Origin of the sequence: Azohydromonas lata NBRC 102462, assembly GCF_001571085.1 — a bacterium.
GTDB classification, from domain to species: Bacteria; Pseudomonadota; Gammaproteobacteria; order Burkholderiales; family Burkholderiaceae_C; genus Azohydromonas; species Azohydromonas lata.
Genome location: NZ_BCTC01000007.1, coordinates 1 through 12,154 on the forward strand (window position 1 = coordinate 1; position 12,154 = coordinate 12,154).

Below are 12,154 nucleotides of genomic sequence, written 5' to 3' on the forward strand. Positions count from 1 at the left end.
ATTGATGCCGGCTCAATAACCACGTCTTGAGGATCGCTGCGGGTGTTGAGAAGGTACGTGCCCACGTAGGCAGATGGGCACGTAATGTCAGACAGTCATCTTTCCGAGTTGGCGCAGCGGCTGGTGATCGGCCACAAGCGTGACGGGCGCAGCATCTACGACGAGGGTGCTAAGCACGAGCTGGTCATGGCGTGCCTTGAGCTTCGTAGTCGGCAGACGGGCCTGGCTCTTCAGCGACACAGTGGCCGGCGCCAACGCCAGTGCGAACCTGTACTCGCTGCTGCAGACCTGCATTGCCAACGGCATCGACGGCTACTGGTACCTGCGCCGGCTGCTTACTGAGTTCCCCAAGGCCAAGACCGTGGACGGCTACGAGGCGCTGCTTCCCTGGAACCTGAGACCGGCGGCGAGCTGAACGCCGCTGCAGCAAGCAGATCCCGCACTCGTCCGCCAGTACGGGGAAGATTGCGCGCTTACTGTGCATCTTCTCTGCCGCACTCCGTGCGACGCCGACAAGGCCGTCGACCGGCCACGGTTGTTCAGCGTCTATTGGAATTTGCAGGAGCACCACCCATGGTCCTCGACATCCTGGCGGGCATGTTGCGCGCCGTCGGCAGGCGGGTGATGGAGTAGAGTTGGATGAACCCCGGCTGGTGATCAGCGTTGACAGCACTGTCGGGGTCACCTACTGCCTGGGCCGTGGACATTAAAACCGTCGGCTTCATGCCCTTGACATTTACAGGCCAAATAAATGTCCACGCAGGGGCCCCTTGGCGTCACACGGAGTGCTTCACCGTCGCGATTTCGAGCTTCCATGCCTGAACTTTGATCCAGCGGCGGAAGCCGTTTTTCGAGGGCCGTCTGTGAGTACGTTGTTGCCGGCCACCATATCGATGGCAATAAGGCAGCCGCCATGGGCTGGCGGGGCGTCTTGACGCGACGCAGGAAACGCTTGCGCCGCCTACAGCCCTGATGAAATCTGTTTGATCAGGACGTGCCGGGCGGCCAAGCTCGTTTCATGGGCCGATCAAAGTATGCGCACGGATACTTGCTGGTGGCTGCTGACAAAACCGAGGTATTCGTAGTGCACGCCATACCGATCACAAAATTCTTTCCAGGCACGTATTTCATGCTGTTCGTAGCCCGGATAGTTGAAATACTCATCGAAGCAAATGACCGTGCCTGACTTCATATAAGGGCGGCAGGTTTCCAAAATGGTGCACGTGCCACGGTACAAGTCGCAATCCACGTGAATAAACGCGACGTCGCGCTTCATCTCCTGGATAAACATGGGCAGGGTGTCATCGAACAGGCCTGGTACCAGTTTGCAATTGCTTGGCACCTCGGGAAAGGCGGTCCGTGCAAAAGTGCCCGCGTCGTAGCCGGTGCGCCAAGTTTCAGGCAAGCCGGAAAACACATCGAAACCGTAAATCGTGTCGTCAGGCCGGGCCTTGGCGATGTGGTTGATGGTACGGCCCGTGGCAACCCCGAATTCAAGATACAGGCCAGGAATGGTCACGTGCTGCAGTGCGAAGCTCAGGTGCTCCAGGTCATTGGGCAGGTTCTTGGCCGTGAGCATGTGCTCCTGGTAGTAGCGCGCCGAGCGCAGGGCCGCATCGACTTTTGCGAAATGCAGCATGTCAAAACTGTCGGTGCGCTTGCCGAACACCGAGTATTCAATGAGCTGGACAAGGTTGTTCATATGAATGGCCGTGGAAATCCGTGGAAAGGTAAACAATCAAGCATGCGACGTTGCAAAAGCAACATTGCCTGGGTGAGTGATAAGGAAAGGAGTGATCATCTGAGGCTGACGCAGATGCGTTGAACCGCTTGCAACAGCAGCATCTTTTCGGTTTGTAGACCGTATTCCCGTGCCAGGCGTTGAATGCCGGGCCAAAGAGCTTGCGCGGCCTCAGCATTCATCGATGCGGCCGTTGCACGCCGAAACTTCTCGGCGAACTGCCGGATGTCGCCCATGTCAACCGGCAAGAAATTTGGCGCTTCCCAGTATTCGCGTCCTCCCCAGCCGGGATAGCCCACCACCACGTTGCCGCACAGGGCCGCCTCCAAAGGCGGCACAGGACAGCCCTCGAAGTCACTGAAAGCCAGGAACACGCGAGAAGATTTCAAATGGTCGGCGACCACGTCCTCATGCATGCCGTGGATCGGCTGGAATTCCCAACTTGGGAATTGGCGTACCAGCCATGGCACCAGGTTGTTCGCATGCAAGGCTTGCTTGCGCGGCATGTAGGTGGCCTTCAGGCGCTTCTCGCCGACGGAAAAGCGAGAAACGTCCACCGAGTACTTCACGCGTACGATCTTGTGCGCAAACTCCGGGAACACACCGGCCAGATAGTCGCTGGTGTCCTCCGAAATGGAAAGGATGGCCGTGGCGTCGCGGTAGCAGGCGTAAACCTCGTTCATCGGCGCCGTGGGCAGCACCAGATAGCCGTTTTGCACGAACATGCAATAGCGCACGCCGTTGGCTGCGAAATGGTTGCCCAGCACCGTCATGATTTCGGGAACGATCGCGATGTCGGTCCTCAGCATGTCGTTGAGCGTGATGACCGGAGCGCGGTGCGAGAACCAATCACACGAGAAACCTGGGGTGATGTGTGCCACGGCGGCCGGGATGCCCAACTCGCACAGCAACTCGGCATGCTTGTAGATGACCTTGATGCCGCCGGTGGGCGTGTTGGAGTCGGGCGAAACGTAGACGAAGCGGGTCATGAGGGGTGATGCGGTCATTCAAACCACAGGGCCTGGACGGTGGTGAATCGGGTACGCGTCGCCGACAGGTACAGGCTGGTGAAGCGCTCGGCCAAGTAGCCCGGGTAACGGTAGGGCTGGTAGCGCACGTCGCCTGGCACGGCTTCGGGCACGCCCATCTCCTCCACAACCTCGCCAAGAACCTTGAAGAGACTCTTGCAGTAGTCGTCGAAGACCTTGGCGTGTGCCACAACCATGTTGCCGCAGTAGAAGCGCGTCTCTACGTCCAGCAGCCCGGCCACTGCGCCGAACTCGCGGCGACATGCCTTGCGGAAGGCATTCCACACCGCGTCGCCATGCGCTGCGCGGTAACTGCTGGCGATGGACGGGTACTCCGGAACCGGATGCGGCACCACCATCTCGAAATGCTCCAGCAAGGATTCGAGACGCTGCTCCTGCGCTGCAGAGGCCAGGAACGACAGGGTTTCGGGTGCCAGCGGTGCCTTGACGATGGGCAAGCTCTGGTAACCCTGCACAGGCAGAGGGACGAAGCTGAAGTAGCGGCGGTAGTGGCACAGGCCCACGTACGGGTCACGGCAGTGCTTCCACAACCAGTACGTGGCCGTGAGTTCGCAGTACTGGCGGTTCAGCGCAGCGATGTTGTCGCCTTGGGCGTCGTTGAGCTGCGTGGACGCGTCAGAGAAGCCGCCGACGCCGATGGGCTTGAGCCAAGGTGCCGAAGGCATCTGCGCGGGCTTGTGGGTCGCGATGTAGAGGGCCATGTGCGCTCAGAGGTTTGTGATTCGAAGAGTCAGGGGCAGTCAGTCAGTCGGTCAACGCCAGGGCCGCGGCCACTACCTGATCCATGTTGTAGTAGCGGTATTGCGCCAGGCGGCCAACAAAGACGGTGTCGGGCTCGGCGTCGGCCAATGCCTCGTAGCGCTTGTAGAGCGACTCGTTGTCTGCAGCCGGTATGGGGTAGTACGGATCACCTTGCGCACAAGGGAACTCGCGCACGATGGAGGTTCCCGCATGGGTCTCGCCGGTAAGATGCTTGAACTCAGTGATGCGCGTGTAGGCGTGGTCGTTGGGATAGTTGACCGTGCCCACTGGTTGCAGTTGCACCGTGTCTTTCAGGTGCTCGTGCTCAAACCGCAGTGACCTGTAGGGCAGCTTGCCCAGCCGGTGTTCGAAGTACTCGTCGATGGGGCCGGTATAAATGGTGCGCCGGCGCACGATGGAGTGGCGCACCGCATTGAAGTCGCATCCCAGGCTCAACTCGATGTTGGGGTGATCTAGCATGCGTTCAAACATGCGGGTATAGCCTTGAGCGGGCATGGCCTGGAAACGGTCGGCGAAGTAGCGGTCGTCGTCGTTGGTGCGAGTGGGAATGCGCGCGGCCACGCCGGCTGAAAGCTCCCCAAGCTCAAGTCCCCACTGCTTACGCGTGTAGCCGCGAAAGAACTTGTCGCACAGGTCAGGGCCTACGGCGTTGAGCACCACGTCCTCGCTGGTGCGTAGCGGTTCACGCGGCATTCGCGCACGCGCCAGAAACTCCGTGACCCCGGCCTCATCAAGGTCCAGCCCGTAGAGCCGGTTGATCGTGGTGCGGTTGATCGGGATGGGCAGCAGTTGGCCTTCCACCGCAGCTACAACCCGATGCTCGTAGGCTCGCCACTCGGTGAAACGCGAGAGAAAGGCAAACACCTTCTCGCTGTTGGTATGGAAGATATGGGGGCCGTACTCGTGCACCAGCAACCCGTGCTCGTCGCGCCGGTCAAAGGCATTGCCGCCCACGTGCGGGCGCTTGTCGATCACCAGCACGCGGTGACCCGCATCGGCCAGGCGCCGCGCGCAGGTGGCGCCTGCAAAGCCCGCACCGACGATCAGATCATCCATGCCGCCTTGTCCCTTTATTGAGTTCATTGAAGTCCTTCGGTCAGTCCTGGTCCGAGCGACCACAGCAACGCCGTGGCTTGTTGTGCATCGAGCAGCGCGTTGATTCGTGTGACCTGCAGGTTGTGGAAATCGCCTTCGGTGGAAATCACGTCGAACAGAGAGCGACGGCCAAGCTGTTGCCATTGCATCCGTGTAGCCTGGCGAAGCTGCTGGCTGACCTGCAGCACCTCGGCGCTGCGTTGTGCGCGGTCAAAGGCAACGCGCGCCTGCTCGTGCAGCTCCGCTACGCGCTCCAGGCGCTGCGACAGGGCCTCGTTGCGCTGCGCTACGGCGGCTTCTCCGCGTTGCGCCGAGGCACGGATGGCGGGCTGGGCCGTCAGGTCCAGCAACGGCACGCTGACGTTGATGCCGCCACTCCATACCGTGGACGTGCTGCTGCCCGTCGTCCGCGCGCCGTTGATGTTCCAACTCCACTGGGGCCGGCGTTGGGCTTGCAACGCCCGCGTGAGGTCTTGCTGCGCTTGGGCCTGCGCCGTGAGCTGCGCAATGGCGCTGGCGTGCCCCGCCTCGTCGAGCATGCGCTCCAGCGGTGGCGGCGGCATGAGCAAGACATGCAGCGGCGCACGCGGCAGCGGCGCGTCGCCGATGAAGCGGCGCAGCCGGATCTCGGCCAGGCGCTGCTGCGAACGTGCTTGACCCAGCGCCAGTTCGGCCTGGCGCTGCGTGTTGCGCGCCTGCAGCAGCTCGCTGGCGCGGCCACGGTCGGCGGCCACGATCTGCTCCAGCGCACCCACCAAGCAGCTCATGCGCGCCGTGTAGCGCTCGTAGACCTGGGACTGCAGCCCATAGCGCTGTTCGTCCAGGGCCGACGAAAGCACTTGCAGCGCTACTTGCTCGCGCGTGTCAAGCTCGCCCAGCCGTGCCGCATCGAGCAGCCGCGCTCGCCAGTCCAGCAGCGCATGGCTGTAGCCGCTATCGAACAGCGGGGCGCTGAGCGTGACGTCCGCACGGGCTTGGCGGCCGTTGCTTTGAATGCCGTAGGCGTTCTGGTTCGCGCTCGCGAGTCCGCCGCTCAACGTGGCCCGTGGCAGCGGCGCGGCACGCGCTTCCTCCACGTCGCTTTGCGCGGCCGCGGCCAGCAGTTGAGCCGCGCCCACGGCAGCGCTGCGCTGCTCGGCTTGGCGGAGCAGCGCCTGCATATCCAGACGGGCTGCCGTCACCGCATCGCCTTCTACCGGCAGTGAGGCCACGGGTTGCTCGTTTTCCTCTGAACAGGCGCTGGCGGCGGCTGCGGGCAGTGCCAGCCCTCCAACCAGCAAGCTGGCGGCGCCGCATACGCTCCAACCTGCCATGAGGCTACGCGCCACGGCCCACGCTTTCGAAGATGACAACTGCTTCATGGCGCGGGCTCAGCGTTCCTGGAATGCCTCATGCGCCCGCAACATGGGCCGCAGCAGGAAGCTCAGCACCGAGCGTTCGCCGGTGCGAATGTCCACGGTGCCCGTCATGCCGGGGAACACCGGCTGGGGCTCGCCCTGCGCGGGGTGCAACACCGCGTCATTGGTGCGAAGCAGCACGCGGTAGTAGGTGCCATCGCCGCCGGGACGTTCCGTGTCGCCCAGCACGTCGGGGCTGATGTGCTCGACATGGCCCTTGAGCGCGCCGTAGACGGACACGTCGTAGGTACTGAGCTTGAATTCGGCGCTTTGGCCAGTGCGCAGGAAACCGATCTCCGCCGGTTTCACACGCGCTTCCACCAGCAGCCGAGAGCTCGTGGGCACAATCTCCAGGACTGGTGCGCCGGGCGCCACGACACCCCCCACGGTGTGGGCGCGGATGTTCTTCACCAATCCGTCCACCGGCGAGGTCAGCACCGTGCGGCGCAGGACATCCGCGCGCCCGGACTGCTGCTCATCGAGTTGTGCCAGCTCCGTACGCACACGCAGCAAGTCGGTGCTGGCGTCCTGGCGGAAACGGTTGAGGCGTTCCTGGCCTTGCAGCAACTGCTCGTTGAGTTGGCGCTGCAGCCGCATGACTTCCACTTCCGACAGCAAGCCTTGCGACGCCATCTGCTGTGCCACGTCGAGCTCGCGTTGAAGCAGCGCTGCGCTGCGCTGGTTGGCTGCCAGCGCTTGGTCCAGTGCGTGCCGGCGTGCCTGGAAGGCCTCGGTCTCAGAGCGCAGCAATACCGTTTGCTTGGACAACGAGGCCGGAAAACTCAGTCCATGCCCCGCGGCCTCCGCTTCCAGCCGTGCGATCGTGGCGCGCAGTGACAGACGCCGGGCCTCGCCCTCGTTTTGCTGCGCCTGAAACCGCGTAGGGTCCAGCCGCATCAAGGGCTGGCCGGCGCGCACGTGCTCGCCCTCACGGACCAGCATCTCGGCCAGGATCCCGCCTTCTAGGCTGGCCACCTGTTGTTCGCGTCCGTCGGGAATCACGCGGGCGTCGGTCCGTGTGACACGGTCCACCCGTGCCAGCGCTGCCCAGGTGACGAAGGCGGTCATCAGCAAGGCAATAAGCACCAGGGTCCAGCGCCCGCGCGGCAGCTCATCCAGGTGCTGCGCAGCGCGCAGTTCGGAAAGGTATTGCGCGTCTTCGGCGCTCAATGGAGTCGTTCGGGCGGCCATGATGTTTCAAGCCTGAGCCAGTGCTGTCGCAGCGGTCGTGGCAGGGGAAGTGGGCGTTGCTGCGGCCGGCATCGCTGCGCCGGGCTTGTTGTGACCTGCCAGTGCCGCCAGCACCAGCGCCTTGGGGCCGTCGAGCAACACTTGGCCGGCATCGATCACGACCAAGCGCTGAGCCAGCTCCAGCACGGCCGGGCGGTGCGTGACCATCACCAGCGTGCGGTCACCCGCAGCGGCGGTGAGCTGCCGCAAGAAGGCCAGCTCGGATTGCGCATCCATGGAGCTGGTGGGCTCGTCCATAAGCAGGATGCGCGGACGCGTGACCAAACAGCGTGCGAGCGCCACGAGCTGACGCTGGCCGCCTGACAACAGCGCACCCATCTCGCCGACTTGCAGCTCCCAGCCTTGCGGATGCGTGTCCACCAGGCGATCCAAGCCGGTGAGCCTTGCTACCTCGGTCAGCGCCGCGGCGTCGATGCCCGGCCGCCCAAGCACCACGTTCTCCCGCAGCGAGCCGGTGAAGAGCCGCGGCTCCTGCGATACGAAGCCTACTTGGCTGCGGAAGTCCGCACGGTCGAGCTGCCGCAGGTCGATGCCATCGACCTCGACGCGCCCCTGGGTTGGCTCGTACAACCCGGCCATGATGCGCAGCACGGTGGACTTGCCGCTACCGATGCGCCCGATCACGGCCACGCGCTCGCCTGGTTCAAAGCGAAGATTCATGCCCTTGAGCACTTGCGGCGGCGGTGCCTGACCGGTGGGCGGGTAGCTGAACTGCACATCGCGCAGCCCGATGCGACCGCTGAGCGCCATGGGGGGCAGCGGCGGTGCACCGGCACCGCGCTCAGTCGGTAGCGCCATCAATCCGTCCAGCGACTGCAGCGCCGCACGCGCGCTCTGGTAGCGCGTGGCCAGTGCCACGACCATAGACAGCGGCGCGATGGCGCGCCCGGCATACATGATTCCTCCGATGAGCGCCCCGGCGCTGAGCTGACCGGCGGCAATCAGGTACACACCCCAAATCAGCATTGCCAGCGTCACGAGCTGCTGCGCCATGGAGCTGAGATTGGTGGTCCAGCTCGCCAGTCGACGCGACCTCAGGGCGGTTTCGGCGACAGCGGCGGTGGCCTGGTCGTGCCGCTGCACGAAGCGGCCCGCGGCGCCAACGGCCTTGAGGTCTTCCAGTCCTTCCAACGCTTCAACTTGCAGCGCATGCAAGTCAGCCTGGTGCTTGAGGTTGTCGCGCATGGTGCGCCGCAGCGCGCTTTGCATCAGCGCCGCAATGCCGAGCACCAGCGGAATAGCCACCACCATCACCCAGCCCAGCGCGCCGGCCGTGGCGAAGATCATGGCTGTAAACAGCAGCACGAAGGGCAGGTCCGACAGGGCCGAGAGCGTGGCCGAGGCAGTGAACTCGCGCACCAGCTCGATCTGAGCCATCTGGTGCGCACAGGCACCGGCCGACGCAGGGCGGTGCTCCATGCGCACCTCCAATGTCTGGCGGAACAGTGCCGAGCCCACCAGCAGGTCAGCCCTCTTGCCGGCCAGGTCGATGAGGTGACTGCGCAGTTGACGTGCTGCCGTGTCGAAGGTCAGCGCCAGCAGCGACACCGCTGCCAATGCCCACATCGTCACGAAAGCCTGAGTAGGGATGACCTTGTCGAAAGTCACCGACGACACCAGGCCGATGACCAGGGTGAGCACGTTGCTCAGCAGCGCCGCCAGCAGTGCAGAACGGTAATAGGGCAGGAAACGCCGCAGGGTGCCCCAGAGCCAGTGCGGCGCGGCGCCGTGCGCCGGGCCGGCATGGGCCTGCGGCGTGGCCGCCAGCGTGAAGCCGCTGTGGCGTGCCGTGAGCGAGGCTTCATCCAGCACCGAGGTCTCGCCGGTGTGTGGGTCCAGCACCTCGTACCTTGCACCTTCCAGACGACGAAGCACGATGCAGGCATCGCGCCCGTGCAGCAGCAACACGGCAGGGAACAGCAACTCGTTGAGTTGCGACAGCGGCCGCTCCACGATGCCGGCCTTGAGGCCTGCAGCCTGCAGAACGCGCAGTGCTTGTGCCGCGGTGAGTTGGCCATCTACGGGGTGCCCTGCGAGCAGTGAAGCTGTGCTGTGAGCGTGGCCATGGTGCCGCGTGAGCCACAGCAGTGCGGCCAGCAAAGGGTCGGTTGCAGCGTTAGGGTCGTTGGACATTGGAACTCCTTGAGGCCTCAACCCTTGCGGCGCTGCAGCGCGAGGCGTTCGAACTCGGCTTCAAGCTCGCGCACGAAGCGCGGCGTGTCGAACAGCACCGATTGCCGGCCTTGCTCCTTGAGATAGCGCCGGTACGAGGCCACACGGGCAGGCGTTCGTCCGAGCAGGATGGCCATGCGCTCGTACTCGGCCAGCGTGGTCGTGATCAAGTCAGGAAGGCCCACGTGCGTGAGCAGGCTGCCGGCCATACGCGAGATGTAGCTGCGTCCTGAAAGCGTGAGCAGCGGCAACCCCATCCACAGCACGTCGCTGGCGGTGGTGCCCCCGTTGTAGGGGAACGTGTCCAGGAACAGGTCGGCCAGTTGTAGCCGCGCCAGGTAGTCCGGCGGCGCCACGCGCGGCGCAAATAGCAGCCGCGTCCGATCCACCCCCTGGGCATCGGCGGCGCGACGCATGTTCTCCTGGGCCCATTCGTTGTCTGCCAGCAGCCACAGCACGCTGTTGGGTACGGCATGCAGCACACGTATCCAACTGCGGAACACGTCTTCGGTGAACTTGAAGTTGTTGTTGAAAGCGCAATAGACGAATGCGTCCTGAGGCAAGCCGTACTGCGCACGGGTCGGGGTCGCGCCGACCTCTCGTTGCCGGTCGCTGACCTGATAGCAGTTAGGCAGGTAGATGGGCTGCTCGCTGCTGTAGGGCAGCAGATCAGGTGGCATGACATAGTGGTCCGCAATGACCCAGTCCACGCCCGGCAGCCCACAGGTGCCGGGAAAGCCCAAATAGCTCACCTGCACCGGGGCAGGGCGGTGGGCCAAGATGGTCGGTCGCGCGCCGCTGGTCAAGCCCTGCAGGTCCACCAGAATGTCAATGCCTTGGCTGGCAATCAGTTGCGCGGCAGCTTCGTCGGACAGTCCGGCAATGGGCCAGACCTTGTCGAAGCCGCGCTTGATGCGGGCGCGCAGCGGCGAGCCGTCCTCGGTGCTCCAGCAGAAGGCGTGCACCTCGAATCGGCGCCGGTCGTGGAGCTCGTAAAGCTCGGCCGTGAGCAGCCCCACGGCGTGCATGTGCAGGTCACCCGAGAGGTAGCCGATCTTGATTCGCCCGCGGCGCGCAGGCTGGGCGGCATGCAGCGCGGCAGGCAGCGGCTTGGGCGTGCGCTCCAGCACGAAGCGCTGTGCCGCCACCATGTGCAATGCCGGATCATCCGTGGCACTGAGCATGGCCAGCGCTGAGGTATTGGCCAGCAACTGGTAGTGGTTGACCTCGCCCAGGGGTTGGTACACGGGCCAGGCACACTGTTTCTGGCGCAGGTGCACGTAGTGCTGAATAGGCCCCGACTGCGCGGGGTTGAGCGACAGGCTTCGGCGCAACCAAGCTTCGGCCACGTCAAAGCGGCGCAGTTGCTCGTTCACTCGCGCCAAATTGTTGAGCGCGTGAAGCCGCAGCTCCATCGTGGTGGCATCGGTGCCCGTCAGCGCAGTAATGGGCTCCCATTGCGCGATCGCTTCGTCGTGGCGGCCTTGCCGTTCGATCTGGTGACCCAAATTGAGCCGGGCTTGAGCAAAACCGGGAGCCAGCGCCAGAGCCTGCCGGTAAGCGCGCTCGGCGTCCGCGCTGCGCCCAAGCGCACCCAGCACCACACCCCAGTTGAAGCACGCTACGTGGCGCAGCGGCGATGCGGTGTGCTCAATCCAGTTTTCGTAAAGCTTGGCAGATGCTTCCGGCAGCCCCTGCTGGCTTAGGCGCCCGGCACTGTCGAGCAGCTCGGCCAGCGGCATCTTCCCCGAGCGAGCCTGGACCAGGATGGGGGCCAGCGCGGCTTCTTGGGTCGCAGGCAAGGAAACGGACTTCGATGAGGACATGGGCTGGCCGGCAGAAAATGCTTCAGTGGGAATTGTCGGAAACCCGCGCCGCGCCCAATCGCCGCATCAAGCCCGGGAAGGCCCGCCAGATCACCGGACGGGCCTCCCCGCAGCCGGTACGTCCAAACGCCGCCGGGAACGCGTCGGCAGGTCAAATTGCCAAAAATTACCGGTGCCGTGGCCGGCGCTATTCGAGCGGCGGGTTGCCGGGCAATTTGCTCAGCAGGGCCAGCAGGGAAATGCGGTTGAAAAACCACAGTCCGTCCAGCCGCCAGGGCGTATATTTTTTCAGCACGTTGCTGAAGGTGTAGGGGGGTATACCAACAATTGTGGTCCGGATGCACGACTTCCACCACCGTGCCCTGGTCGGGCACATGCTCAAAATGGGCGGAAAAGCAGGAGTAGGCATCCGGTACGGTGATGACATACTCTTTGGCCTTGACCTTGTCCAGTTGCCCCAGAAAACCCTGAACGTCCGGCACGTGCTCCAAAACCTCTGGCACCAGCACCAGGTCATATTCTTCCGTCACCTCGGCCCAGTCGGAGAAAAGGCGGGAACCCTGGGGCAGGGCGGGGCGCAGCACATCGAAGATTTCGGCGTGTATGTCGAAGCCGTCGAGCTGCGCGCAATAAGGCGCTAGCTGCAGGTGCAGGCTTTGGCGAACATCGGTAATGGGCCAGTCCACGCAGCCCACGTGCAGCACGCGGCGGCCTTCGCACAATTGCCGGAATACGTCCAGCCGGCGGTGGCCCTGCAGCTCGGAGCGCACGGGAACGGCCTGCACGAAATAGGGCGCATGGCGCCGGGCCAATTGGGAGGCAGACAGATCCGGTGGCGCGGCGGGCGTGTCCATGGTCATG

The 12,154-nt window shown here is 64.0% G+C and carries 9 protein-coding genes and 1 pseudogene; 1 reads left to right on the forward strand and 9 read right to left on the reverse strand.

All coding sequences use genetic code 11. The annotated features are described in order from the left end of the window. Nucleotides 1-202: 202 nt before the first annotated feature. A pseudogene (locus ALA01S_RS31470) lies at nucleotides 203-415 on the forward strand (transposase domain-containing protein); the annotation flags it as partial. Between the two features lie 612 nt (nucleotides 416-1,027). Here ALA01S_RS31470 and ALA01S_RS04345 read toward each other — a convergent pair. From ALA01S_RS04345 to ALA01S_RS34635, 9 genes are all read right to left on the reverse strand, one after another. Beyond that, nucleotides 1,028-1,702 carry a class I SAM-dependent methyltransferase gene (locus ALA01S_RS04345; RefSeq protein ID WP_066332503.1) on the reverse strand — a complete coding sequence of 225 codons (675 nt, stop codon included), beginning with the start codon at nucleotides 1,700-1,702 and terminating at the stop codon, nucleotides 1,028-1,030. Nucleotides 1,703-1,797: 95 nt separating this feature from the next. After that, a complete protein-coding gene (locus ALA01S_RS04350; protein WP_066332505.1) occupies nucleotides 1,798-2,730 on the reverse strand; it encodes a glycosyltransferase family protein in 933 nt (310 codons plus the stop codon). Nucleotides 2,731-2,744: 14 nt separating this feature from the next. Continuing rightward, nucleotides 2,745-3,491: a DUF4422 domain-containing protein gene (locus ALA01S_RS04355; RefSeq protein WP_066332507.1), complete on the reverse strand. Its 747-nt coding sequence runs from the start codon at nucleotides 3,489-3,491 to the stop codon at nucleotides 2,745-2,747. A 43-nt stretch (nucleotides 3,492-3,534) separates the two neighbouring features. After that, on the reverse strand, nucleotides 3,535-4,608 hold the full coding sequence (glf, locus tag ALA01S_RS04360) for a UDP-galactopyranose mutase (protein ID WP_066332509.1): 1,074 nt from the start codon (nucleotides 4,606-4,608) through the stop codon (nucleotides 3,535-3,537). A 23-nt stretch (nucleotides 4,609-4,631) separates the two neighbouring features. Continuing rightward, nucleotides 4,632-5,828 carry a TolC family protein gene (locus ALA01S_RS04365; RefSeq protein WP_169805848.1) on the reverse strand — a complete coding sequence of 399 codons (1,197 nt, stop codon included), beginning with the start codon at nucleotides 5,826-5,828 and terminating at the stop codon, nucleotides 4,632-4,634. Between the two features lie 189 nt (nucleotides 5,829-6,017). Next, the gene (locus ALA01S_RS04370) at nucleotides 6,018-7,235 is read right to left on the reverse strand and encodes a beta-barrel domain-containing protein (RefSeq protein WP_084267213.1); all 1,218 of its coding nucleotides are present in this window, start codon (nucleotides 7,233-7,235) and stop codon (nucleotides 6,018-6,020) included. Nucleotides 7,236-7,241: 6 nt separating this feature from the next. Beyond that, a complete protein-coding gene (locus tag ALA01S_RS04375; protein WP_084267214.1) occupies nucleotides 7,242-9,428 on the reverse strand; it encodes a type I secretion system permease/ATPase in 2,187 nt (728 codons plus the stop codon). A 17-nt stretch (nucleotides 9,429-9,445) separates the two neighbouring features. Then, a complete protein-coding gene (locus ALA01S_RS04380) occupies nucleotides 9,446-11,269 on the reverse strand; it encodes an O-linked N-acetylglucosamine transferase, SPINDLY family protein (RefSeq protein WP_238455694.1) in 1,824 nt (607 codons plus the stop codon). Continuing rightward, complete coding sequence (locus tag ALA01S_RS34635; protein ID WP_238455695.1) at nucleotides 11,170-12,147, reverse strand: class I SAM-dependent methyltransferase; 978 nt, start codon at nucleotides 12,145-12,147, stop codon at nucleotides 11,170-11,172. Before ALA01S_RS34635 ends, ALA01S_RS04380 begins: the two co-directional genes overlap by 100 nt. Nucleotides 12,148-12,154 lie beyond the last annotated feature (7 nt).

Bases quoted from the DNA above. Each gene is read 5' to 3' on its own strand.
- ALA01S_RS04370 (WP_084267213.1), bottom strand. From the start codon at position 7,235: ATGGCCGCCCGAACGACTCCATTGAGCGCCGAAGACGCGCAATACCTT.
- ALA01S_RS04355 (WP_066332507.1), bottom strand. From the start codon at position 3,491: ATGGCCCTCTACATCGCGACCCACAAGCCCGCGCAGATGCCTTCGGCA.
- ALA01S_RS34635 (WP_238455695.1), bottom strand. From the start codon at position 12,147: ATGGACACGCCCGCCGCGCCACCGGATCTGTCTGCCTCCCAATTGGCC.
- ALA01S_RS04345 (WP_066332503.1), bottom strand. From the start codon at position 1,702: ATGAACAACCTTGTCCAGCTCATTGAATACTCGGTGTTCGGCAAGCGC.
- ALA01S_RS04350 (WP_066332505.1), bottom strand. From the start codon at position 2,730: ATGACCCGCTTCGTCTACGTTTCGCCCGACTCCAACACGCCCACCGGC.
- ALA01S_RS04375 (WP_084267214.1), bottom strand. From the start codon at position 9,428: ATGTCCAACGACCCTAACGCTGCAACCGACCCTTTGCTGGCCGCACTG.
- glf (WP_066332509.1), bottom strand. From the start codon at position 4,608: ATGGATGATCTGATCGTCGGTGCGGGCTTTGCAGGCGCCACCTGCGCG.